The sequence below is a fragment of the Streptomyces caelestis genome, assembly GCF_001279005.1.
Lineage (GTDB): Bacteria > Actinomycetota > Actinomycetes > Streptomycetales > Streptomycetaceae > Streptomyces > Streptomyces heliomycini.
The window spans coordinates 1-23,123 of record NZ_LGCN01000244.1 but is presented as its reverse complement, the minus strand read 5'-3'; the positions used below and the strand labels follow the sequence as shown (position 1 = coordinate 23,123).

At 72.9% G+C, this 23,123-nt stretch carries 21 protein-coding genes; 5 read left to right on the top strand and 16 right to left on the bottom strand.

What is annotated here, in order from left to right; genetic code table 11:
• Positions 1 to 67 precede the first annotated feature (67 nt).
• Entirely contained in the window at positions 68 to 505 is a 438-nt protein-coding gene (locus ADK41_RS33235) for a GNAT family N-acetyltransferase (RefSeq protein ID WP_030832287.1), read from the bottom strand.
• Between the two features lie 40 nt (positions 506 to 545).
• A complete protein-coding gene (locus ADK41_RS33230; protein WP_030832284.1) occupies positions 546 to 1,991 on the bottom strand; it encodes a PLP-dependent aminotransferase family protein in 1,446 nt (481 codons plus the stop codon).
• Between ADK41_RS33230 and ADK41_RS33225 the strand changes: the two genes are divergently transcribed.
• The 3 genes from ADK41_RS33225 to ADK41_RS33215 all read left to right on the top strand — a co-directional run bounded on the left by ADK41_RS33225 (position 1,990) and on the right by ADK41_RS33215 (position 4,659).
• On the top strand, positions 1,990 to 2,907 hold the full coding sequence (locus tag ADK41_RS33225) for a DMT family transporter (protein ID WP_030832281.1): 918 nt from the start codon (positions 1,990 to 1,992) through the stop codon (positions 2,905 to 2,907). The two genes, ADK41_RS33230 and ADK41_RS33225, sit on opposite strands and share 2 nt — an antisense overlap.
• Positions 2,908 to 2,919: 12 nt before the next feature.
• Complete coding sequence (locus ADK41_RS33220) at positions 2,920 to 3,117, top strand: DUF1918 domain-containing protein (RefSeq protein ID WP_030832278.1); 198 nt, start codon at positions 2,920 to 2,922, stop codon at positions 3,115 to 3,117.
• Between the two features lie 681 nt (positions 3,118 to 3,798).
• A complete protein-coding gene (locus ADK41_RS33215) occupies positions 3,799 to 4,659 on the top strand; it encodes a 3-hydroxybutyryl-CoA dehydrogenase (RefSeq protein ID WP_030832275.1) in 861 nt (286 codons plus the stop codon).
• A gap of 105 nt (positions 4,660 to 4,764) precedes the next feature.
• On the opposite strand, the gene ADK41_RS33210 is transcribed toward ADK41_RS33215, so the two are convergent.
• The 11 genes from ADK41_RS33210 to infC form a co-directional block, all read right to left on the bottom strand.
• Entirely contained in the window at positions 4,765 to 5,322 is a 558-nt protein-coding gene (locus ADK41_RS33210) for a hypothetical protein (RefSeq protein ID WP_051843439.1), read from the bottom strand.
• A gap of 53 nt (positions 5,323 to 5,375) precedes the next feature.
• Positions 5,376 to 7,688 (bottom strand): DUF6571 family protein, encoded by a 2,313-nt coding sequence (locus ADK41_RS33205; protein WP_030832269.1) that lies wholly within the window; start codon positions 7,686 to 7,688, stop codon positions 5,376 to 5,378.
• A gap of 22 nt (positions 7,689 to 7,710) precedes the next feature.
• Positions 7,711 to 8,223, bottom strand: coding sequence for a hypothetical protein (locus tag ADK41_RS33200; protein WP_030832266.1), 513 nt, complete (start codon positions 8,221 to 8,223; stop codon positions 7,711 to 7,713).
• 342 nt (positions 8,224 to 8,565) lie between these two features.
• The gene (locus tag ADK41_RS33195; protein ID WP_030832263.1) at positions 8,566 to 9,675 is read right to left on the bottom strand and encodes a PP2C family protein-serine/threonine phosphatase; all 1,110 of its coding nucleotides are present in this window, start codon (positions 9,673 to 9,675) and stop codon (positions 8,566 to 8,568) included.
• A 365-nt stretch (positions 9,676 to 10,040) separates the two neighbouring features.
• Entirely contained in the window at positions 10,041 to 12,554 is a 2,514-nt protein-coding gene (pheT, locus tag ADK41_RS33190) for a phenylalanine--tRNA ligase subunit beta (RefSeq protein ID WP_030832260.1), read from the bottom strand.
• Positions 12,554 to 13,675: a phenylalanine--tRNA ligase subunit alpha gene (gene pheS, locus ADK41_RS33185; RefSeq protein WP_030832257.1), complete on the bottom strand. Its 1,122-nt coding sequence runs from the start codon at positions 13,673 to 13,675 to the stop codon at positions 12,554 to 12,556. Before pheS ends, pheT begins: the two co-directional genes overlap by 1 nt.
• 173 nt (positions 13,676 to 13,848) lie before the next feature.
• Positions 13,849 to 14,985 carry a sensor histidine kinase gene (locus tag ADK41_RS33180; protein ID WP_030832254.1) on the bottom strand — a complete coding sequence of 379 codons (1,137 nt, stop codon included), beginning with the start codon at positions 14,983 to 14,985 and terminating at the stop codon, positions 13,849 to 13,851.
• 92 nt (positions 14,986 to 15,077) lie between these two features.
• Positions 15,078 to 15,938 (bottom strand): TrmH family RNA methyltransferase, encoded by an 861-nt coding sequence (locus tag ADK41_RS33175; protein WP_030832252.1) that lies wholly within the window; start codon positions 15,936 to 15,938, stop codon positions 15,078 to 15,080.
• Between the two features lie 275 nt (positions 15,939 to 16,213).
• On the bottom strand, positions 16,214 to 16,597 hold the full coding sequence (rplT, locus tag ADK41_RS33170) for a 50S ribosomal protein L20 (protein ID WP_004933571.1): 384 nt from the start codon (positions 16,595 to 16,597) through the stop codon (positions 16,214 to 16,216).
• Between the two features lie 95 nt (positions 16,598 to 16,692).
• Positions 16,693 to 16,887 carry a 50S ribosomal protein L35 gene (rpmI, locus tag ADK41_RS33165; RefSeq protein ID WP_004933563.1) on the bottom strand — a complete coding sequence of 65 codons (195 nt, stop codon included), beginning with the start codon at positions 16,885 to 16,887 and terminating at the stop codon, positions 16,693 to 16,695.
• A 111-nt stretch (positions 16,888 to 16,998) separates the two neighbouring features.
• Positions 16,999 to 17,640, bottom strand: coding sequence for a translation initiation factor IF-3 (gene infC / locus ADK41_RS33160; protein ID WP_078662092.1), 642 nt, complete (start codon positions 17,638 to 17,640; stop codon positions 16,999 to 17,001).
• A 395-nt stretch (positions 17,641 to 18,035) separates the two neighbouring features.
• Between infC and ADK41_RS33155 the strand changes: the two genes are divergently transcribed.
• A complete protein-coding gene (locus tag ADK41_RS33155) occupies positions 18,036 to 18,413 on the top strand; it encodes a DUF1844 domain-containing protein (protein ID WP_030832246.1) in 378 nt (125 codons plus the stop codon).
• 4 nt (positions 18,414 to 18,417) lie between these two features.
• Here the strand turns inward: ADK41_RS33155 and ADK41_RS33150 are convergent, their stop codons facing one another.
• Entirely contained in the window at positions 18,418 to 19,197 is a 780-nt protein-coding gene (locus tag ADK41_RS33150; RefSeq protein ID WP_030832243.1) for an SseB family protein, read from the bottom strand.
• A gap of 117 nt (positions 19,198 to 19,314) precedes the next feature.
• Here ADK41_RS33150 and ADK41_RS33145 point away from each other — a divergent pair, with 117 nt between their 5' ends.
• Positions 19,315 to 20,295 carry a serine hydrolase gene (locus ADK41_RS33145; RefSeq protein ID WP_037804935.1) on the top strand — a complete coding sequence of 327 codons (981 nt, stop codon included), beginning with the start codon at positions 19,315 to 19,317 and terminating at the stop codon, positions 20,293 to 20,295.
• Here ADK41_RS33145 and mycP read toward each other — a convergent pair.
• A complete protein-coding gene (mycP, locus tag ADK41_RS33140) occupies positions 20,280 to 21,464 on the bottom strand; it encodes a type VII secretion-associated serine protease mycosin (RefSeq protein ID WP_030832235.1) in 1,185 nt (394 codons plus the stop codon). The genes ADK41_RS33145 and mycP overlap by 16 nt on opposite strands.
• Positions 21,461 to 23,123, bottom strand: a 1,663-nt coding sequence (locus ADK41_RS43680; protein WP_324604908.1) for a hypothetical protein, incomplete at its 5' end; no start/stop codon positions are given. The genes ADK41_RS43680 and mycP, both read right to left, overlap by 4 nt.

Here is a 23,123-nt window from a genome sequence, read left to right as displayed (position 1 = left end):
CACCCACGGTGCGTCCGGCCTCACCGGCCGGCGCGGACGCACCGGCCGGACGCCCCGGAACGCGTCGTCATCCTTCGACGAGCGCCATCCAGTGGTCGGGCCGCTCCAGCGGCCGGAACCCGAGCCTGGCGTAGACGCCGTGCGCGTCGTGCGTGGCCAGCATGATCCGCTTCAGTCCGCAGGGCCGCAGCTCCTCCCGCACGGCCGCCACCAGCGCCGTACCGACGCCCTTGCCGCGCACCGACGGGTCCACGTACACGTCGCACAGCCAGGCGAAGGTCGCCCGGTCGGTGATGACCCGGGCGTATGCCACCTGCTCCCCCGAGAGCGTGTCGTACACGCCGAAGTTGAGCGACCCCTCGATCGCCCGGTCCTGCTTCTCGCGGGAGCGGCCCAGCGCCCAGTAGGCGTCGGCGGACAGCCACCGGTGCACGCGTTCGGCGTCGATCCGGGCGGGGTCGGTGGAGGTCTCGTAGCCCTCGGGCAGGCGCGGGGTGTCGGTCATGGTCGGATGCTCGCAGGTCGGGCGGGGCCGCGTCGAACCGTTATCCCCCGTGTCCCAGCACCTCGTCGCAGGCCGCGCGCAGGCGCCGTACCCCCTCGGCGATCTCCCCGGCGCCGGCCACCGCCGCGAAGCTCAGGCGGAGGTGGCCGGCCGGGGGTTCGGCGCTGAAGTAGGGGCGGCCGGGGGTGACGGCGACGCCCGCGCGCAGGGCGGCGGCGGTCAGGGCGGACTCCGCCGCGCCGGCGGGCAGCCGCGGCCACAGGTGGTAGCCGCCGGACGGGACGTGCGGCAGGACGAGTTCGGGCAGGTGCAGGCGGAGCGCGGCGGTCATCGCGTCCCGGCGGGTGCGCAGCGCGGTCGAGATCGCGCGCAGGTGGCGCGGCCAGGCGGGCGAGCCGACGAGTTCCAGCGTGGCCTCCTGGAGGGGCCGGGGCACGAAGAAGGTGTCGACGATCTGGATGGCCCGCAGCCGTTCGAGGACCGGGCCGTGCGCGGCGAGCGCGCCCACCCGGAAACTGGGCGAGGTCGCCTTGGTCAGCGAGCAGACGTGCACCACCACCCCGTCGGGGTCGTCGGCGGCGAGCGGGCGCGGCAGCGGGCCCGCGTCCTCGTGCACCAGCCGCCGTACGAAGTCGTCCTCGACCACGAAGGCGCCCGCCTCGCGGGCGATGCGCAGCACCTCGCCACGCCGGCCGGGGGCGAGCACGGCGCCGGTGGGGTTCTGGAACAGGGGCTGGCAGACGAGGACCCGGGCGCCGGTCGCCCGGAACGCGTCCGCGAGCAGCGCGGGCCGTACGCCGTCCGCGTCCACCGGGACGGGCACCGGGCGCAGTCCCGCCGCGCGGGCGATGGCCAGCATGCCCGGGTAGGTGGGCGACTCGACGAGGACGGGGGCGCCCGGCGGGGCGAGCGCGCGCAGGGCGGTGGTCAGCGCGGACTGTCCGCCCGAGGTGACCAGCACGCCGGCCGCCGTCACCGGACCGCCGATGCCGCGCGCGAACCACTCGCGCAGCTCCGGCAGCCCTTCCACGGGCGGCCGCCCCCAGGCGCCCGGCCGGCGCCCGGCCCGGGACAGCGCCGCCGCCATGGCCCGCTCCGGTTGCAGGGAGGGGTGCAGATAGCCGCCGTTGAACTCGATCACGCCGGGCGGCGGCGCGGCCAGCGAGACCAGCACCCCGGAGGCGTCCACCGAGCGCGGTACGAGGTCGGCGGCGCCGTCGGCGCTGAGGGCGACCTCCTGCCAGGAGGTGTCCCCGGCGGGCGCGGCCGTCGCCCGGGGCCGGGCCCGGAAGGCTCCGGCGCCGGGCCGGGTGACGACCAGGCCCTCGGCGGCGAGCTGCGCCAGCGCCCGGGAGACGGTCACCGGACTCACCCGGAACCGCTCCACCAGGGCCCGGCTGGAGGGAAGCTTTCCACCGGGAGAGTAGCGGTCCAGCTCCTTCCGCAGCCGTTCCGCCAGTTCACCGACGCTGCTACGCTCATGCATGAGAGCACAGAGTAGCGCTACTGCCGCGCCGCCGATAGCAGTCACCGCACCTCGCGACCGCCGCGGCTTCGGCACCCTCCAGGCCGCCCTCGGCGTGATCGCCTTCTCCCTCACCTTCCCGGCCACCGCCTGGGGTCTCGAAGGGTTCGGGCCCTGGTCGCTGGTGGCCGTGCGCAGTGTGCTCGCGGCACTGATCGCCGGCGGCTGTCTGCTCGCGCTGCGGGTGCCGCCGCCGGCCCGGAAGCACTGGCCCGGGCTCGCGGTGGTCGGCGCCGGGGTGGTGCTCGGCTTCCCGATGCTGACCACCCTCGCGCTGCAGACCTCGACCACCGCGCACGCGGCCGTCGTGGTGGGCCTGCTCCCGCTGACCACGGCGCTGCTGTCCGCCCTGCGGGTGGGTTCCCGGCCCTCGCGCACCTTCTGGGTGGCGGCCCTCGCGGGAGCGGCGGCGGTGCTGGCGTTCACCGTGCAGCAGAGCGGCGGCGCGCTGACCACGGCCGACCTGTACCTCTTCGGGGCGCTCCTGGTGTGCGCGGCCGGCTACACCGAGGGCGGCAGGCTGGCCCGGGTGATGCCGGGCTGGCAGGTGATCGGCTGGGCGCTGGTCCTCTGCCTGCCGCTCACCCTGCCCGTCGCCGCGGTCGCGCTGACCGCCGAGCCCGTCCGGCTGACCGCGCACAGCGTGGCCGGCCTGCTGTGGGTGGCGGCGGGTTCGCAGTTCCTCGGGCTGATCGTCTGGTACCGGGGCATGGCGGCCATCGGCATCCCCAAGGCCAGCCAGTTGCAGTTGGCCCAGCCGCTGCTCACACTGGTGTGGTCGGTGCTGCTGCTGAACGAGCACCTGACGGTGGCCGCCCCGCTGACGGCCGCGGCCGTGCTCGTGTGCATCGCCGTCACCCAGCGGGCACGCGGTTGAGAGGAGGCCCCGATGCGCGCAACCGAGGGCGACCAGCTTGTCCAGCACGGCAGGGTGGTCGGCCAGCACGACAAGGTCGGCGAGATCGTCGAAGTGCTCGGCCCGAAGGGCGATCCGCCCTACCGGGTCCGCTTCGAGGACGGACACGAAGGCGTGTGCTCGCCCGGCCCCGACACCGAGATCCGGCACAAGGCGACGCGACAGCACTAGATCGGCGCAAGGGTGCGGCCGACCGTCGGCCGCCGGGGGCGGCCGGCGCCCACCCGCGCCATCACCCCGACCGGGTCCGCCGTCACCCCGACCGGGTCCGCCTTCCCCTCGCGGACGGCCAGGAGAACAGGCCCGCGCGTCTCCGGGCGGCCGGCGTGAGGTGGCGGGACGGCCCGGCCGGACCCCGCCGAGCCGCGGGCCGGGCCGAGCCGCCCGCTTCTTGGGGGGCCTTCCCACGTACAGCCGATCCCGGACCACCTCGGCCCACTACCCGCCAGGGAAGCGACGCCGTGCGGTCGGCGGCGAAGCCGATGCTCCAGTACGGCCGCGGGCAGTGGTCGCGGACGGCCACGTCGAGGGGGCGAGCGGGTCGGCGCGCTGTGGCGCGGGTTCGGCCCCGGCCGGGAGGGCCGGTTCCGGTCGGTGACGGTGGCCGCCCGCACGCCCCCGCGTCTTTCCGGTCGCCGCGGCCGGCGCCGCCGTGGCGAGCACCTTGTGCGACCCCCGCCCCCTCACGCCCTCCCCTGGAACACCGACGAACCCCTGGTCGGCCGCGGTCCTGTGCCCAGGGTGTCCCACCCCCGCGATCGGTCATCGATACTTCGGAGTAACGTGCACGGACGGAGCAGGGCCGGGACCCGGCGACCTGCCACGGCCACAAGCAGGAGCGAAAGGACCGATGTGACCGACATCGAACGCGTCGGAGTGGTGGGCTGCGGTCAGATGGGCGCGGGGATCGCCGAGGTGTGCGCCCGTGCCGGACTGGACGTCAAGGTCGCCGAGACGACCGGCGAGGCCCTGGAGATCGGCCGTACCCGGCTGTTCAACTCCCTGTCGAAGGCGGCCGAGCGCGGCAAGATCTCCGAGGAGGAGCTGACGGCCACGCAGGACCGGCTGAGCTTCACCACGGACCTCGGCGAGTTCGCCGACCGTGATCTGGTGATCGAGGCCGTGGTCGAGAACGAGCAGGTCAAGACCGAGATCTTCCAGGTCCTGGACCAGGTGGTGACCCGGCCGGACGCGATCCTGGCCTCCAACACCTCCTCCATCCCGCTGGTGAAGCTGGCGGTCGCCACCTCGCGGCCCGACCACGTCATCGGCGTCCACTTCTTCAACCCGGCCCCGGTGCAGAAGCTGGTCGAGCTGATCCCGGCGCTCACCACCTCCGAGGGCACGCTGAGCCGGGCCCAGGCCTTCACCGAGAAGGTGCTGGGCAAGCACGCGATCCGCGCCCAGGACCGCTCCGGCTTCGTGGTGAACGCGCTGCTGATCCCGTACCTGCTCTCCGCGATCCGGATGTTCGAGTCTGGCATCGCCAGCCGCGAGGACATCGACAACGGCATGGAGATGGGCTGCGCCCACCCGATGGGCCCGCTGAAGCTGTCCGACCTGATCGGCCTGGACACGGTGGCCTCGGTGGCGTACTCGATGTACGAGGAGTACAAGGAGCCGCTGTACGCCGCTCCCCCGCTGCTGCAGCGGATGGTCGACGCGGGTCGCCTGGGCCGGAAGTCGGGCTCGGGGTTCTACACCTACGGCTGACACGGTGGTCGTGGGCCCGGTCCGGTGGTTCCGGGCCGGGCCCACGGTCGTTCTCGTCGGCCGACGGCTGGGCGGAGGCGCGTCACTCCCGGGACGGCCCGTCCCTCACGACGTTCCTTCGTCGCACTCGTCCGACTTCTCGACCTCCTTCGTGAAGGAGACGATCAGACGCTTCATGGCGTCGGCGTCCCTGTGGTCGGAACCGTAGGCCTGGATTCCGGTGTAGAGCTCGTGCCCGTACTTCTCGTCGACGCAGTCCTCCGTCTTGCCGAACGCCTGCCAGTCGGAATACACGTACCGCCCGTCATCCGCGGTCTCCTCCACCGGCTCGAGGGTCTGGCTCCGGAGGAAGTACGCCGTGTCAGCGCCGCCCTGCCACCAGTCCTGGACCGTTCTGACAGCGAGCTTCCCGTCCACGGACACATCGCACCAGGTCGACGCGGGGTTGACCTCGGGCTCGACGGAGAGCTTCTTCCCCGGAGGGAGGAACGGAGTGAGTTCCTCGGCGTCGACGCGTATGCCGCAGAGGGTGTCCGGCACGGAGTAGTCCCGGCTCTCCTCGTCGGCGCCGCACCCCGTGACCGCAGGGGCCAGGACGGCGAGAACGACGGCGGCGAACGCAGGACCGGAGCGTGGTCCGGGAACCGGTCGACGGCGGGTCATGGTGGTACCTCTCGGAGGGCTGCTCGGTGTCTGGTTGGGGCTCGGCGACTTGCTCAGGAGGTCGTCCTGCTGCCCGGGGCACGGCCGTCGACGATCGCCTGGGCGTTGTAGAAGCCCTGTCTGCCGCTGTCCCGGGCCCAGGTCTCGGCGTCGGCCGGATCAACCATGCCGTGCTCTTCCGCAGCCAGCCGGGCCGCCTGGCCCGAGCGGTTGCCGTTGTTTTCGTAGCTCTTCTGCCAAAGCTCGCCCCTCGCGTCCTCGGAGTCCTCCAGTTCCGTGCTCTTGAAGTCCTGGAACACGGATTCGAGGACGGTGCCGGTGACGGTGCTGGTGGCTCCACCCGCGAGGGCTCCGACCCAGGGGGTGGCGACGAAGGAGGTTCCCACGCCGACCGCCGTGCCGAGACCACCGGAGATGCTGCTCTTGACCAGGTCCATCGAGTCCTTGTACTCCTCGTCCCGCTCCTTATTGGCGCCCGCCAGTTCCTCCTGGCGGCCCAGGGCGAGGATGCCGGAGACCTCCCCCGACTTGTTCGCGATCTGCCGCACGACGCCTTCCGTGTCGTCGTCCACGACCTGGTCGGCCGGCAGATCGGGGTCGAGGTGGTGCTCCATCAACTGGCTCATGTACGCCTTCTGGCCGATCTCCACCGCCGCGTAGCCGTCCGGGCTCTGGCCCACGGTGAAGAGGAGCTTCGTCACGTCCCTCGGGTCGAGTACGGCCTCTTCCCCGTAGATCGGGTACATCTTCTGCGTCCGCTCCCACGACGTCGAGTCGGGGTCGTTCCGATCCGCGTCGCTGAAGGACCGACTGATGTCCGGGAGGTACTCGGAGGTGATCTGACCCACGCTGTCGAGCATGTGTCTGTGCTTGAGCAGACGCTCGTCCGGGTCCTCGCCGATGGACGACACGAGGCGTTCCATGAGCTTGGTCTGCTCGGCGTTGTGGTGCGGCGTGTCCAATGTCGGCTGCTCACCGGCCGGGTGACCGGTGGTGGCGGCCTCGAGGGCCATCGCCAGGTTGTTCCGGCCCGCGATGCTCTCCTCGTGCTCGGAGTCGAAGTCGGTGGGCCAGTGGCGCTCCTCGAAGAGGTAGTCGAAGTTGGTCAGTGACCTCTTGACCTCCTTGTCGTCCTTCTTCTCGGTGAAGTCGTGGTCCTCGTCCTTGGTGAGGAAGGTGTCGTTGAAGAAGGACGTCGCGGCGTCCGGGTTGTTGGCGAGGGCCTTGAGGTAACCCGTCATCGGGTCCCAGCCGCTGTCCGTACCCGTGTGGTTGAGTATCGCGTCGGGGCCCAGGCGCTGCCAGGCGCCGTGCTGCCCGTTGCCCGTGAACTTCTTCTCCGTGGCCATGAGCTTGTCGCCGTAGCTGTTGAGGAACCGGTCGTCGTAGTCGCCCCAGCGCATCAGGTTGCTCATCACCTGCCCGCCCAGCGGGAAACCGCCGCCGCGGCCCACGGGCTGGTCGACCAGGGCCACCATGTTGCCCTTCCAGGAGGTCATCGCGGCGCTGTCGCTCTGGGTGGCGCTGGCGAGGGTGAGGCTCAGGTTCTTCTGGAGGTCGTCGAACTGCTCCCGGCGGTCGTGGCGCAGGTCCCACCCCGTGTGCGGGTCGGTGATGCCGGTCCAGAAGTCCAGTGTCTTCCGCGGTCCGAGTGTGGTGGCGAAGCGTTCGGCGAACAGCGGGTCGGCGGAGTACTTCTTCAGTCCGGCGTTGAGCCGGTCGAATTCGGCGGTGGAGAGCTTCTCCGGGTCCTTCTTGGCGAGTGCCGCCAGCTCGTCGGCTGTCTTGAGCGCTTCGGCCGCCGCGTCCCGGTCCTGGTAACTGGCGTCACCGAAACCGTAGTTGGTCTGGTCGGCCAGCGCCTTGAGGACTTTGCTGGCGGAGTCGTCGCTCTCCGTGGCCTTGCCGAGGATGCCCTGGATCTCGTCACGCAGGGCGTTGACGTCGCTCTGGGTGTGGGAGGGCGGGGTGTAACCCTCCGCCGCGCGGTCCGGGTGGACGTTCATGGTGACGGTGAAACCGCCGTCGCCGGTGTCCATCACGGTGAGGTTCTTCTTCAGACCGCGGTCGATGGCGTCCTTCAACTGGGTCCGGTAGCTCTTCAGCTCCCCGGCGGTGTCCTTGAGGACGCCGTGGATGGACTTGGCCTGGGTGTGCGCGTCCTTGATCTCGCCGGCCGTCTTGCCGATGAACTCCTTGCTGACCCCCGCGTTCTTGCCGGACCATTTGGCCTTGTTGGCCGCCTGGTGCAGGCCCTTCTCGGCGTCCTCGGCAAGGGTGTTCAGATTGCGGACGATGATCGACCAGTCCTCGACGGCGTCGTCGAGCAACTTGAGGTTGGCGTGGCGCAGAGCGTCGAGATCCATGAGTGGTGCCCCCGTTGTGCGGTTACTTCTTCTTCTCGCCGTAGATCGGGTTCTTCTCCCCGGCCGGCCCCACCCGCTCGTCGAAACCGGCGTCGAGGGTGGCGATGCTGCTCATCTGCCGCAGGATGTACGCCTCGTCACCGTCATGGATCTTCTTGGTGACCTGCATGTGGTTGGCGATGTGCGCGCAGGCGTCGAGGACGCTGTTCAGCTGCGTGGACCAGCGGTTCGACACGTGCTGGAGTCCTGAGCCGAGCGCGAATCCCTGCGAGGTCAGGTCGCTCGCCGCCTTGTCGACGCTCGTGTTGTCCAGGCGTGCCTGGTCCCAGAGCCGGTCGTAGAGCTCGTGCGCGTGGCTGCCGATCTTGGAGAGGTCCTGCTGGTGGACGTTGAGGTCACCCGTCTTGTCGGGTGTCGTCGGGGTCGAGCCCGGGCCGGAGTCGCCGGGGTACTGGTTGAGCTGCATCCGTGTCGCGTCGCCCTGCCGGCGTTCCAGTGCCTCGGCCTTCAGTTGGTCCCACTCGTCCCACGCCACCGACCTGCTCCTCCATCCCCCGAAGACCATCGTCGGCAGCCCGCTGAACGGCCCCGACGCCGCTAGCGTAGTCACTCGTCCCGGAGTTCGGGACTGCGGCCCGAAGTCTTCACAGAACGCGACCCGGTGCCGTCGGCCGGCCCTCCGGCCCAGCCGTTCGTGGACGGCCGTCCTTCCGACTCCGGCGGTTCGTTCACCTCGGGGCGGGGTGTCCCACCGGAGACCGGCGGCCTGGCCGGGCCGCCGGCTCCCCCTCGTACAGTGCGGCGGCCCGTTTCCACGCCGTCCGGCCTGCCGCCTGCCCGACACTCCGTGGCGGGACGGACGGCGTGGCGCCGTCGGTCACGCCGGGGACTGGAGACGGCTCGTCGGGTGCGGGTGCGTGGTGGCCGGCCGCTCGGGCGCGCGTGCCCCCGCGGGGGTGCTTCCCCCATGCCGCTCGTTCCTGAGGATCAGCAGCGCCACGTCGTCCTTCGGCGGGCCAGCGGTGTGCCGCAGCAGCGCCGTGAGGACCGTGCGCAGCACGGACCGGGCGGTGAGCGGGTGCTCGCGCGCGGCCTCGGTGAGGACGTCCCGCAGGGGGAAGAAGCGCCCCTCGGCATTCCGCGCCTCCTCGACTCCGTCCGTGTGCAGGACGAGTGCGTCGCCGGGCAGCAGGGGACCGCGGACGACGGCGGGGAGTTCGGACGGCAGCGGGAACGGGCCGAGCGGCGGAAGCGGATCGGTGCGGGCGAGCGGTTCGGCCCGTGCACCGGTCAGCAGGTGCGGCCAGGGGTGGCCGCAGTTCAGGGCCCGTACGCCCCCGTCCGGGAGGATCTCCAGCAGCAGGACGGTGACGAACTCCTCGCCGGGCGGGCCGTCCTGGGCGGGGCCCGCCGGATCGTGCCCGCCGTGGGCCCGCTCCCGCAGGTGCCGGGCCATCGCCCGCTCCAGCCGACGCAGTACGCCGGCGAGTTCGGCCTCGTCGTGGGCGGCCTCGCGGAAGCTGCCGAGGACGGCGGCGACGGTCCGTACGGCTCCGAGTCCGTGCCCGCGGACGTCACCGATGACGGCCCGTACGCCGTGCTCGGTGGCGACCACCTCGTACAGGTCGCCGCCGATCCGGGCTCCGGGGTCGGCGGAGAGGTGGACCGCGGCGGCAGCCAGGCCGTCGACCCGCGGGGGCGGCGGCCGCAGCAGCGCGCTCTGTGCGGCCTCCGCGACCTGGCGGGCCCTCCGCAGTTCGCGCAGCAGCCGGTGCCGGACGTGCGTCACCAGACCGGTGATGATCCCGCACATCACGGCGCTGCTGACGAGGCGCGCGCCGAGGGCGTCGTCGTGGGCGAGCGGGCAGGTCAGCCGGTAGGCGACCGCGGTGGCGCCCAGGGCCGTGGGCACCGCGAGGGTGGGCACCCGTGAGGACAGGAACCGGGGTGGCACCCTGCGGGGAGCCCCAGGCTTGAAACGGATCATGCCGATGGCCCCCCAATAGGCCCGGACAGCGCAGACCGGCCTCGAGAGGCCGGTCTGATTCTGTCGGCCACATGGCCCGATCCGGACGTATCACCGTGAATAGTCACCCGAACGAGTGAGGTGACCGGCGGGGTGAGGGGAACGGGGGCGCGGGAGGCGTGCTGTGCGCCTCCCGCGCCCCGCGTTCCCGGCGATTATCGGCCCTGTGGGCCGGTTTTTGTGCGGCCGTCCTCGCGGGCGGCTGTGGGGCTTTGGTGTTTTCGCCCCCGCCGCCCCTTCCCGTCCCGTCCCCGGGGCTGCGCCCCGGACCCCCTTTGTCCTCAAACGCCGGACGGGCTGAAGGGGCTGGACGGGCTGAAGGGGCGTCAGCCCCTCAGGACCGCTCCGGTGCGGTCGCCCGCGAGGGTGACCGCCGATTCGCGGGCCGCCGAGGCCTCGTCGACGGTCAGCGTGCGGTCACTCGCGCGGAAGCGCAGCGCGTACGCCAGGGACTTGCGGCCCTCGCCCAGCTGCTCGGCGTTCTCGTACACGTCGAACAGACGGATGGACTCCAGCAGTTCACCGGCGCCCTCGCGCAGCGCCGCCTCGACGTCCGAGGCGGGCACGAACGCGTCGACGACCAGCGCGACGTCCTGCGTGGCGACCGGGAAGGTGGAGATGCCCGGCGCCTGCGGGGTGTCGTCGCCGACCTGCTCCAGGGCGTCCAGGTCCAGCTCCATCGCGCAGCTGCGCACGGGCAGGCCCAGGGCCTTCAGGACGCGCGGGTGCAGTTCACCGGCGTGGCCGATGACGCGCTCGGCGCCGTCGACGGTGATGGTCAGCTCGGCGCAGCGGCCCGGGTGCCACGGCCCGTACTGGCCCTTGCGGACGCCCAGTTCGGCGCCGGCCTCGCGGGCGACGGTCCGGGCGGCCTCGACCGCGTCGGCCCAGTCGGCCGGGCGGCCCTTGCCCCACCAGCCGGCCTGCTCGCGGGCCCCGGTCAGCACGACGGCGACGTGCCGCGGCTGGTGGGGCAGCGCGGCGTCCAGCGCGGCGATGTCGTCCTGGCCGGGGCGCCGTTCCACGGACAGGTTCGCGGCGATCCGCTGCTCCTCGCGCGGCTGGAAGACCAGGCCGGTCTCGAACAGCGCGAGATCGTGCGAGCCCCGGCCGTCGTTGCGGCGCAGCGCGCCGAGCAGGCCCGGCAGCAGTGCGGTGCGCAGCGCGGGCTCCTCGTCGCTGAGCGGGTTGACCAGCTTGACGACACGGCGGGCCGGGTCGTCGGCCTCCAGGCCGAGCTGGTCGAAGACCTGCTCGCTGACGAACGGGTAGTTCAGCGCCTCGACGTAACCGGCCCCGGCCAGGGCCCGGCCGACACGGCGGTGCAGACGCTGGCGGGCGGTCAGGCCGCGGCCCGCCGGAGGCTTCGGCAGCGTGGAGGGCAGGTTCTCGTAGCCCTCCAGGCGGATGACCTCTTCGGCCAGGTCGTTGGGGTCGGTGAGGTCGGGCCGCCAGGACGGGACGGTGACGATCAGGTCGTCCTGGCCGTAGACGTCGCAGCCGACCTCCTGGAGGCGGCGTACCACGGTCTCCCGGCCGTACGTCACGCCCGCGACCTTGTCCGGGTGGTCGGCGGGGACGGTGATGGTGCGCGGCGCGGCCGGGGCGACGACCTCGGTGACGCCGGCCTCGGCGGTACCGCCCGCGAGCAGCACCAGCAGGTCGACGGTGCGCTGCGCGGCAGCGGAGGCGGCCTGCGGGTCGACGCCGCGCTCGAAGCGGCGGGAGGCCTCGGAGGACAGCTTGTGGCGGCGGGCGGTGCGCGCGACGGACACCTGGTCGAAGTGGGCGGCCTCGATGACCACGTCGCTCGTCGCGTTCTCGGTGTCGCCGTGGTCGGCGATCTCCGTGTCGGCGCCGCCCATGACGCCGGCCAGCCCGATGGGGCCGCGGTCGTCGGTGATGACCAGGTCCTCGGCGTGCAGCTTCCGCTCGACGCCGTCGAGGGTGACGATCTTCTCGCCCTCCTCGGCCCGGCGCACCCCGATGGCGCCCTGGACCAGGTTCCGGTCGTACGCGTGCAGCGGCTGGCCGAGCTCCATCATCACGTAGTTGGTGACGTCGACGGCGAGCGAGATCGGGCGCATGCCGACCTTCTGGAGCCGGCGCTTCAGCCAGATCGGGGAGCGCGCCTCGGGGCTGAGGCCGGTCACGGTGCGGGCGGTGAAGCGGTCGCAGCCGGCCGGGTCGGAGACCTTCACCGGGTAGCCGAAGGCGTTCGGCCCCGGCACGTCGAGCAGGGCCGGGTCGCGCAGCGGCAGGCCGTAGGCGATGGCGGTCTCGCGGGCGACGCCGCGGATGGACAGGCAGTCGCCGCGGTTGGCGGTGACGGCGATGTCCAGGACCTCGTCGACCAGTTCGAGGAGCTCGATGGCGTCCTTGCCGACCTCGGTCTCCGGCGGCAGCACGATGATGCCGTGCGTGCCGTCGTCGCCCATGCCCAGCTCGTCGCTGGAGCAGATCATGCCGTGGGACGTCTTGCCGTAGGTCTTGCGGGCGCTGATCGAGAAGCCGCCGGGCAGGGTGGCGCCGGGGAGGACCACCACGACCTTGTCGCCGACGGCGAAGTTGCGGGCGCCGCAGACGATCTCCTGGGGCTCGCCCGTGCCGTTGGCCCGGCCCACGTCGACGGTGCAGAAGCGGATCGGCTTCTTGAAGCCCTCCAGCTCCTCGATGGTCAGCACCTGACCGACGACGAGGGGGCCCTTGAGGTCGGCGCCGAGGTGCTCGACGGTCTCGACCTCGAGCCCGGCCGAAATGAGCTTGGCCTGTACGTCACGGCCGGTCTCCGTCGCCGGCAGGTCGACGTACTCCCGCAGCCAAGAAAGCGGGATCCGCATCAGATCTCCATCCCGAACGGCCGGGTGAACCGGACGTCACCCTCGACCATGTCTCGCATGTCCTCGACGTTGTGGCGGAACATCAGCATCCGCTCGATGCCGAACCCGAAGGCGAAGCCGCTGTACTTCTCGGGGTCGACGCCGCAGGCGGTGAGCACCCGCGGGTTGACCATGCCGCAGCCGCCGAGTTCGATCCAGCCCTCGGACGAGCAGGTGCGGCAGGGCCGGTCGGGGTTGCCGACGGACGCGCCCTTGCAGACGTAGCAGAGCATGTCCATCTCGGCGCTCGGCTCGGTGAAGGGGAAGAAGTTCGGCCGCAGCCGGGTCTTCATCTCCGCGCCGAACAGCGACTGGACCATGTGGTCCAGGGTGCCCTTGAGGTCCGCCATGGTCAGGCCCTCGTCCACGGCGAGCAGCTCGACCTGGTGGAAGACGGGGGTGTGCGTGGCGTCCAGCTCGTCGGTGCGGTACACGCGGCCGGGGCAGATCACGTAGACCGGCAGCTCACGGTCGAGCAGGGAGCGGATCTGCACCGGCGAGGTGTGGGTGCGCAGCACGACGCCGGACTCGGTGCCGCCCCGGGGGCCCTCGACGAAGAAGGTGTCGGCCTCGCCGCGGGCCGGGTGGTCCGGGCCGATGTTGAGGGCGTCGAAGTTGAACCACTCCGCCTCGACCTGGGGGCCCTCGGCGACCTCGTAGCCCATGGCCACGAAGACGTCCTCGATGCGCTCCGACAGCGTGGTGAGCGGGTGGCGGGCGCCGGCCGGGACGCGGTCGTAGGGCAGCGTGACGTCCACGGCCTCCTCGACCAGGACGCGCGCGTCGCGCTCGGCCTCGAGCTCGGCCTGGCGGGCGGCGAGGCCCTTGCTCACGGCACCGCGCGCCTGGCCGACGCGCTTGCCGGCGTCGGCCTTGGCGTGCGGCGGCAGGGCGCCGATCTCACGGTTGGCCAGCGCCAGCGGGGAGGTGCCGCCGGTGTGGGCGACCTTGGCCTCCTGGAGCGCGTCGAGGGAGTCCGCGGCGGCGAAGGCGGCGAGCGCCTCGTCCCGCATGCGCTCGATCTCTTCCGGTTTCAACGTCTCGACCTCGACAGGGTCGTACGACTTATTGGGTGCCGACATCTCTTCCCGTGCTTCCGTTTGTCCCCCAGCTGTCGCTGGGAGGTGCCCCCAGGCTGATGGTCCCCGTACCGACTCGTGGACGGTGCGTCCAGGTTTTTGGGACACAAAGGTGCCAAAGGCCGAGTCTAACGGTGCCGGGGCGGGCGAATGCGCCCGTGGGGCGGGGCCGGATCTCAGGTGAGATACGCGGGCGCCGCCACGGGCAACGTAAATCGGAACTGCGCTCCGCCCCCGGGGGCGCGTCCGACCGTGATGGTGCCGCCGTGGGCCTCGACGATGCCCTTGACGATGTACAGACCGAGGCCCGTCCCGCCGCGCTTGCTGCCCCGCCAGAAGCGGGTGAAGACGCGGTTCATGGACTCCTCCGGAATGCCGGGCCCCTCGTCGCTCACCGTGACCGACGTACCGGCGTCCTCCCGTTCGCGGGGGGACGCCGAGGGCGTGATGTCGATCGTGACAGTTCCCTCGCCGTGCCGCACCGCGTTTTCCAGCAGGTTGCCGAGCACCTGGTCGACCTTGTCGGGGTCGGCCCACAGATCGGGCAGCGGGCGCTGCACCCGCAGCAGGAAGCGGTCGGCCTGCTGTCCGGCGGCGACGTGGGCCTGGATGTGCCGTCCGACGGCGGCCCCGATGTCGACGGGCTGGCGACGCACCTCCAGGCGCCCGGAGTCGATGCGGGATATGTCGAGCAGCTCGGCGATGAGCCGGGTGACCCGGTCGGCGTCGGCGTCGACGGTCTCCAGCATCAGCCGTTTCTGGTCGTCGGTGAACCGCTCCCACTTGGCGAGCAGGGTGGCGGTGAAGCCCTTGACGGAGGTGAGCGGGGAGCGCAGTTCGTGGGCGACGGTGGCGATCAGTTCGGCGTGGCTGCGCTCGGTGCGGCGCCGGGCCTCGGTGTCGCGCAGGGTGACGACGACGCGGCGGACCGGGCCGGCGGGTTCGGCGCGGACGTAGCGGGCGGAGACGAGGACCTCCCGGCCGCCGGGGAGCAGCAGGTTGCGTTCGGGCTGGCGGACCCGGATGGCGAGGCCGCCGTAGGGGTCGGTGAGCTGCCACCAGCGGCGGCCCTCCAGGTCCTCCAGGGGCAGGGCGGTCTCCAGCGGCCGCCCGAGGGCCCGCCCGGCGGGTACGGCGGTGATGCGGGCGGCGGCGGCGTTGAAGCAGACCACCCGCCCGTGCTCGTCGGCGACGACGAGTCCGTCGGGCAACTGGTCGGGGTCGATGCCGAGTTCGGCGAGGTCACCGGGCCGGGGCACGGGCGGGCGCGCCGTCCGCTCCGCTCCCGGTGCGCTGCTCGTGCCGACGCTCATCCCCGTACCCCACCTCTCGGAACGTCCTCGGGGCGCCCCGTGCTCGAGCCCTGCCGAGAGCTTGGGGGAGGGGCCCCGAACTCGTCACCCTACTAGCTCCCGGTGACGGAGCGGCACCCTCCGGCGGCGCGCTGTGCACGCGCCGACGCGTAGAGACATACGGCGGCGGCGGTGGCGAGGTTCAGGCTCTCCGCCTTTCCGTGGATCGGGACGCGGACGACGGCGTCGGTGAGGGCGCGGGTCTCCTCGGGCAGGCCCCACGCCTCGTTGCCGAAGACCCAGGCGGTGGGCCCGCCCATGGCGCCCTTGTCGAGCTCGTCGTCGAGGTCCCGGTCCCCGGCGCCGTCGGCGGCGAGCAGCCGCACGCCCGCGTCCCGCAGTCCGGTCACGGCCTGTTCGACGGGCACGCCCACGGCGACGGGCAGATGGAACAGGGAGCCGACGGAGGCGCGTACGGCCTTGGGGTTGTACAGGTCGACGGAGGCGTCGGTGAGGACGACGGCCTCGGCTCCGGCCGCGTCGGCGCACCGCAGCACGGTGCCGGCGTTCCCGGGGTCGCGTACGTGGGCGAGGACGGCGACGAGGCGGGGCCGGGCGGCGAGGATCTCCTCGAACGGCGTGTCCAGGAACCGGCAGATCCCGACGAGCCCCTGCGGGGTGACGGTGGTGGAGATGTCGGCGATGACGGCCTCGGAGGCGAGGTGCACCCGGGCCCCGGCGTCCCGGGCCGTCCCGACGATGTCGGCGTACCGCTCGGCGGCCTCGACGGTGGTGAACAGCTCGACGAGCGTGGCGGTGCTCCCGCCCCGGTGCCCGGCGGCCTCCCGCACGGCCTGCGGCCCCTCGGCGAGGAACAGCCGCTCCTTCCCCCGGAAGTTCCGCTTGCCGAGCCGCCGGGCGGCGGCGACGCGGGAGGAACGGGGGGAGATCAGCTCGGGGCTGACGGGGGCCATCTTCTTCACCTTAGGGAGAATCGCGACGTGCGGCGCGTCTTGGGGCTGGGGCAACAGTGTCGTCCCCCGACGTCGGCGTGATGCGGCTGCCGGGGAAGCCGGCGTCGCCGCACCTCCCAAGCGCGCGGGGCCGTCTCGGTATGCGGCTCCGCCGCGTGGGCGCGACCGGCCACGACCGGCCCGCAGCCGAACGACGGCCTGGCAACAACAGGACCCGCAAGCCACAAAGCCTGCGGGTCCTGGAAAGTCACGTCGGCTTCAAGCCGACGCCGTGCTCACGCGGCCTTGGGCGCGTTCACGTCCGCCGGCAGCGCCTTCTGCGCGACCTCGACGAGCGCGGCGAAGGCGGTGGCGTCGTTGACGGCCAGCTCGGCCAGGATCTTGCGGTCGACCTCGACGTTCGCGGCCTTCAGACCCTGGATGAAGCGGTTGTACGTGATGCCGTTGGCGCGGGCAGCGGCGTTGATGCGCTGGATCCACAGCTGGCGGAAGTCACCCTTGCGCTTCTTGCGGTCGTTGTAGTTGTAGACCAGCGAGTGGGTGACCTGCTCCTTGGCCTTGCGGTACAGGCGCGAACGCTGACCGCGGTAGCCGGAGGCCTGCTCGAGGATCGCCCGGCGCTTCTTGTGGGCGTTGACTGCCCGCTTGACGCGTGCCACTTGTTAACTCCTTGTAGCGGGGCCGTGGTTGTCCTCACACGGCCCGGAAACGATTGGGTCCCGGTGTGGGTGGATCAGGCGCTGGGCGCCCGGTCTCACTTGCCGAGAAGCTTCTTGATCTTCGCGGCGTCGCCCGGGGCCATCTCGGCGTTGCCGGTGAGGCGACGCGTCACGCGGGACGACTTGTGCTCGAGCAGGTGGCGCTTGCCGGCGCGCTCACGGAGCACCTTGCCGGAGCCGGTGACCTTGAAGCGCTTGCTGGCACCGCTGTGCGACTTGTTCTTCGGCATAGCGCCGTTCTCTCCTCGTCGGTGGCGCTCCGGTGCCCGGTCATGAGAACCGGGCACGGTGGAGCGTCGTACTTGTGTCGGTTTGCTTCCTGGGGCTCGCGCCCCCGGGAGTCACGCCTCGGCAGGTTCCTCGGCCGGCTGGGCCTCGGCGTCCGCGGCGTTCTGCGACTTGCCGGGATTGGCCTTCGCCTCCGCCTTGCGGGCTTCCTGCGCCTGGCGGGCCTCGGCCATCGCCTCGGTCTTCTTCTTGTGCGGACCGAGAACCATGATCATGTTGCGGCCGTCCTGCTTCGGGTTCGACTCCACGAACCCGAGGTCGGCCACGTCCTCCGCGAGACGCTGCAGCAGCCGGTAGCCGAGTTCCGGCCGGGACTGCTCGCGACCACGGAACATGATCGTGATCTTGACCTTGTCGCCCTGCTTGAGGAACCGGACGACGTGACCCTTCTTGGTGTCATAGTCGTGCGGGTCGATCTTCGGCCGGAGCTTCATCTCCTTGATGACCGTGTGCGCCTGGTTCTTGCGCGCCTCACGGGCCTTCATGGCCGACTCGTACTTGAACTTCCCGTAGTCCATGAGCTTGCACACGGGCGGACGGGCGTTCGCCGCGACCTCGACGAGGTCGAGGTCGTACTCCTGCGCAAGCTCCAGGGCCTTGGCAAGCGGGACAATCCCGACCTGCTCGCCACTGGGACCGACAAGTCGCACCTCGGGAACGCGAATCCGGTCGTTGATGCGGGGCTCGGCGCTGATGGATCCTCCTCGGTAGCACCACGCGACGGTCTGGCGGACAGCCGCGTAACGTCTGTATTCGTTAGACCTAACCGCGCCGAAGCAAAGAAAATGCCCCGGACGATCACAGACGGGGCTCCTCGCACTACCGGAGCACCGCCACGGGGACCGCGGGGCGCGTCATCGGGCGGATCGCCGCCTCGGGGACGGGACCGCCTAACCGGTGACCCGCCGCCCGGAGGGCGGCCAGGTGGGAGTTCGGAGCCTCCACTTGTGGGCCGGGCTCGCGTGCCGTGAGACATACGGGTCCGACCGGTCGTTACACAAGGTTAGCAGCTCCCGGTGAGGCGCACCAACCGGCCGTCTCCCGCCTCCTGCCGTCAGGAGGGCGTTCCGCTGCGCCTATCGTGTGGGGCATGAGTGACACCTCCCCCTCGGACACCCCCGAGACCTCCGGCAACCCCGACTTCGACGCCATGGCCCGTGACATCGCCGAGGTCCCGGCCGTCGAGGTGATCGTGACGGTCGCCGTCAATCTGATGAGCGCCGCCGCCGTGAAGCTCGGTCTGACCGAGGAGGGCGACACGTTCAAGGACCTGGACGAGGCCCGCAAGCTGGTGCACGCGCTGGCCGGTCTGCTGGACGCCTCCACGACGGAGATCAGCTCGTTCCACGCGGCACCGCTGCGCGACGGTCTGAAGTCGCTGCAGCTGGCGTTCCGCGAGGCCTCCCTGGTCCCGGACGAGCCCGGCCAGGGCCCGGGCGAGAAGTACACCGGGCCGCTCTACGGCTAGGACGTCAGGGACGTACGTACAGGGGCTCGCCCAAAGGCGTGGTCCCGGCCGGCAGGACTGCCAGGTCGAGGCCGCGCACCAGGCGGGCCCTCAGTGTCTCGTCGGCGGCGAGCCGCCGGGCCACGGCGCGGACGGCCTCGGCGACGGAGGCGTCCGGGTCGAGGACCAGGGCGAGGGTGCCGTCGGCCTCCCCGGGCCCGAGGTGGGCCCGCAGCACGGCGGGCTCCGCGGCGACGACGGCCCGGACGGCCCGGGCCACGGCCGGGTCGGCCAGCGGGTCGGTGCTGGTGCGGCCCTCGGCGAGGGCGAGCAGCGTGGGACCGGTCAGCTCGAAGGGCACGGGGCCGGACATGTCCAGGACGACCGTGTCCGCCTTCTCGTGCGCGGCGGCCCGCAGCGCCTGGTGCAGCGGTACGGCGACGGGGCGGGCCGCCGGGTCCCAGCGGGCGAGCGACTCGGTGGACGTGAAGGCGGGCAGGGCGGTGCGACCGCCCGCCTTCAGGGTCGGTACGGCCATGTCGCTGGTCTTCTCGCGGCGCAAGCCGCCCCCCCGTCTCCCGCCACCGCCCTTCCCCGGAGCTTCGCGCCCCTCCTCGTCGCCCTCCTCCGCCTCGCCGAGCAGGGCCACGACGGGGACGAGCAGCCGGGCGCCCTTGAGCGCCTCCAGGACGGGGCCGACGGCGTTGCCGTCCTCGGCCCAGGCGGCGAGCGCGGCGCTCAGCCGGGGGTCGGCGGAGCCGTCGTCGTCGCGGAACGGGGAGTCGGGAATGTTCTTGTTCGCCACGGTCACCGAGCCTAGCGGGGGACGGAGGGCGTTCCTCACCGGCCTCTCACCGGGATCCGAGCCGGATCTCAGCTCCGTCCAACGGTGCGCACAGCCACCGCCCCGACCATCGCGGCCATGGACTCCTCCAGCAGACCGCGGCGGCGCCGTCGTGCCCGCCGTCCCCGGCGTCGTGCCCTGTTCTCCCTCGCCCTCGCCTTCCTCACCGTCGGGTGCGGCACGGTGGCGGGGACGATGTACATGACCTCGTGGGCGCACCCGCGGGCGGAGCCCGTATCCTCGTCGGCCTCGCGGGCGGCCGACGGGGAGGAAACGGTGGAGAGCGCGACGGAGGCGGCGGTGGACCGGGACGCACTGCTGGCGGCGGCCATGGGGTCGGTGGGCGTGGCGGACGGCGCCGAGGTGTCGGTGGCGGTGTTCGACCCGGACTCCGGGGAGGCCGCCTCGTACGGAGGGGGCGTTTTCGACACGGCGAGCATCGTCAAGGTCGACATCCTGGCGGCGCTGCTGCTCCGGGCGCAGGACGCGGGGCGGACGCTGACCGCCGAGGAGAAGACGTACGCCGCCGCCATGATCGAGAACAGTGACAACGACTCCACGTCGGCGCTGTGGCGGGCGATCGGGACGGCGGACGGGCTCGACGCCGCGAACGAGCGGTTCGGGCTGACGCGGACGGCTGGCGGGGACGGCCCGCTGTGGGGGCTGACGCAGACCACGGCCACCGACCAGATCGCATTGCTGCGGCAGGTGTTCGGCACGGCGGACACGGAGCTGGGCGAGGCCTCGCGGGCGTATGTGCGGGAGCTGATGGAGCGGATCGCCGCGGGACAGCGGTGGGGCGTGTCGGCGGCGGCCGACGGTGCGGCGTGGGCGTTGAAGAACGGCTGGCTGCGGCGCAGCACCACCGGGCTGTGGGTGATCAACAGCATCGGGCGGGTGACGGCCGGCGGCCACGACTACCTGGTGGCGGCGCTGTCGCGGGGCAGCGCGACCCAGGAGGAGGGGATCGCGCTGACCGAGGCCGCGGCGCGGGCGGCGGTGTCCGTGTTCACCGGGAACGCCGCGGACGACGCGGCCGGGGCTCAGTCCGCGTCGTAGCGGGTGCGGCGACCGCGCCACAGGACCAGCGCGGCGACCAGCAGCACACCGCCGGCGCCGCCCGCCAGGGGGGCCGCCCAGTCGACGGTGTCGTCGTCGGAGCCTGCGGTGTCCGGGCCGGGGCCGAAGTACTTCTCGCCGTACGCCGCCGACTCCAGGCCCTCCGGCTCCATCCGGGACGCGGCCTCGATCGCGGCGGCCGGGTCGATGAAGCCGAAGCCGCGGGAGTCGTCGCGGCCGTCGGCGGGGGCGTTGCGGGCGGTGTCCTCCAGGAGCCGCTTGATCTGGGCCGGGGCCAGGTCCGGGTGGGCCGCCCTGACCAGGGCGGCGGCCCCGGAGACGAACGCGGCGGCGGCGCTGGTGCCCCAGCCCTCGTAGTACTTGTGGTCGGGGTCGGCGATGATCACGTCGACGCCGGGGGCGCTGACCGTGGCGTACCAGCGGCGGGTGGAGAACGGGGCGCGGGTGCCGTAGCGGTCGACGGCGGTGGCGGCGATGACGCCCGGATAGGCGGCCGGGTAGGAGACGTGGTCGCCCTTCTCGCCGCCGTTCCCGGCGGAGGCGACGACGGTGACGCCCTTGCCCAGGGCGTACTGGATGGCCTGGTCCTCGCCGGGTTCGGGGTGCGCGGAGGCGGAGTCGTCGCCGAGGGAGAGGTTGATGACGTCGGCGCCGTGGTCGGCGGCCCAGCGGATGCCCTCGGCGAGGGCGTTGCCGCGGCTCTTGCGGGCCTCGGCGCGGGAGGGGTCGCCGTCCTCCAGGATCACGCGGACGGGGAGGATCTTCGCCTCGGGCGCGATGCCCATGACGCCGTCGGCGTTGCCGGGGCCGTGTCCGTGGCCGGCGATGATCCCGGCCATGGCGGTGCCGTGGCGGGCCCAGGCGCGGTCGCCCTCGCTCGCGCCGAAGCCGACGAGGTCCTTGCCGGTGAGGACGTTGCCGTCGAGGTCGGGGTGGTCGGCCTCGACGCCGGTGTCCAGGACGGCGACGGTGACGCCCGCGCCCTTCGTGGTCCGCCACGCCTCCTCGGTGTGCATGGCCTCCAGGGACCACTGCCGGGCGCGGATGCCGTCGGCGTGCGCGGCGGTGGCGGGGACGAGCACGAGGGCGGTGGCGAGGAGGCCGCCGAGTGCCGCCGCGGCGGGGCGCCGTCCGGTGACGGTCCTCATGACGGCCGCTCCGTGACGGCGTCGGCCCTCTTGCGCAGGCCGCGTTCGACGCGGTCGGCGAGGCCCTGGGCCTCGTGGCCGAGACCTGCCTGGGCGGGGGCGGTGACGGCTCCGGACTCCATGGCGTCCTCGGCGGGCTGCGGGGTGTCGACGGTGCGTCCGTCGGCCCAGCCGGTGACGGCGTAGACGACGGCGGGGGCGTCCGTGAGGACGGAGATCGTCCAGGTGGCGCGCTGTCCGGCGCCGAACCCCGCGGCGGCGGTGCCCTTCGCCGCGTACGGCAGGGGCATCAGATCGGTGCGGCGGTCCAGGCGTTCGGCGTCGAAACGGCGGGCGAGGGAGGTCATGGCGGCGGCGTCGGCCTCGGTGAACAGCAGGCCGACGGTGGTGACGTGGCTCCGGGTGGCGTCGGTGTAGGTGGCGCGCAGCAGGCGCTCGCAGCCGACGGGGGCGAGGACCTTGCGCAGCAGGGCGTCGAAGGCGTCCTCGCAGCCGCTGTCCGGGGCCACGGCGATACGGGTCCAGGTCCGGTCGGCGCCGCCGGGACCGGCGCCCTCGCCCTGCACGGTGGGCGGGAACAGCTGGTCGACCGGGACGTTGTGCCACATGGCCTGGACGGCGGCGAAGCCGTGCGGGGCGCCGGGCGCGTCGGAGTCGCCGGCGAGCCGGCTTCCGGTGACGGCTCCGCCGACGAGCCCCGTCCCGAGGACGAGACAGGCGGCGGCCGCGACGGTCCGCGACCGTCCCCGCCGGCCGAGCGGCCGGGGCCGCGCGCCCTCGTCGTACCCCTCCGGCTCCCCGAACGACACCAGGGGCCGCCCCGCTCCGGGTGTACCGCCCGGCGCCGGGGGAGCGCTCCAGGAGAGAGCGGGGTCGGGGGCGTCCGGGGCGGGGTCGCCGGCGCCGGGCCGCCACGCGGGGCGGGGCGGCGCGTACGCCGGGTCCGTCCCGGCACGGGGCGCACCGCCGGCGCCCGGGCGTGCGGAGGACGGTGTGACCGGACGGCGCGGTCCGTCCGTGTCCGGCCGCACGGGCGGCACGGCGCGCAACCGGGTGGTGGTCTCCGTCCCGGCTTCGGGAGGGGCGCCCGTGCCGCGTGCGGTGGTGGGCCGGTGGGTGGGCTGCGCCGGTACGGAGGGTGAGCCGCCCGGTGACCGCGTGCCCCGGCCCGCGGTCGGCGGCGTGTCGGGGAAGCGGGCGGAGGCCCGCGGAGGCGGGGGCGCGGCGGGGGCCGTACCTGCGGAGGCGCCCTCGCCGAAGCCCGGGAAACGCGGCCGGGGCGCCGAAGGACCGCCCGCACCGTCACCGTCCGGCCCGGCGTCCCCGGCCGACGGACGCGCGGGCTCGCGGATCCCGAACGCGCCGGATCCACCGGAGGTGCGCCCACGCGGCACGCCCGCGCCGTCGGCGTCCGTACGGGCGGGCTCGCGCGGCTCGAACGCGCCCGTACCGCGCGAGGTCTCCCCGCGGGGGCCGTCGGCGTCCGCGGGAACCGGTTCGCGGGGGGGGAAGGGGCCAAAGCCGCCGGAGGCGCGGCCCCGGGGGACGCCGGTCTCCGGGGTCGCGGGGCGGGCCGCGTCGTCCGGGCCCCGCCGTTCCTCCGTGCCGGGCCCGGCCGGTTTCGGCGGGTGCGCGGGGCGCGGGGGGACGGTGGGGCGC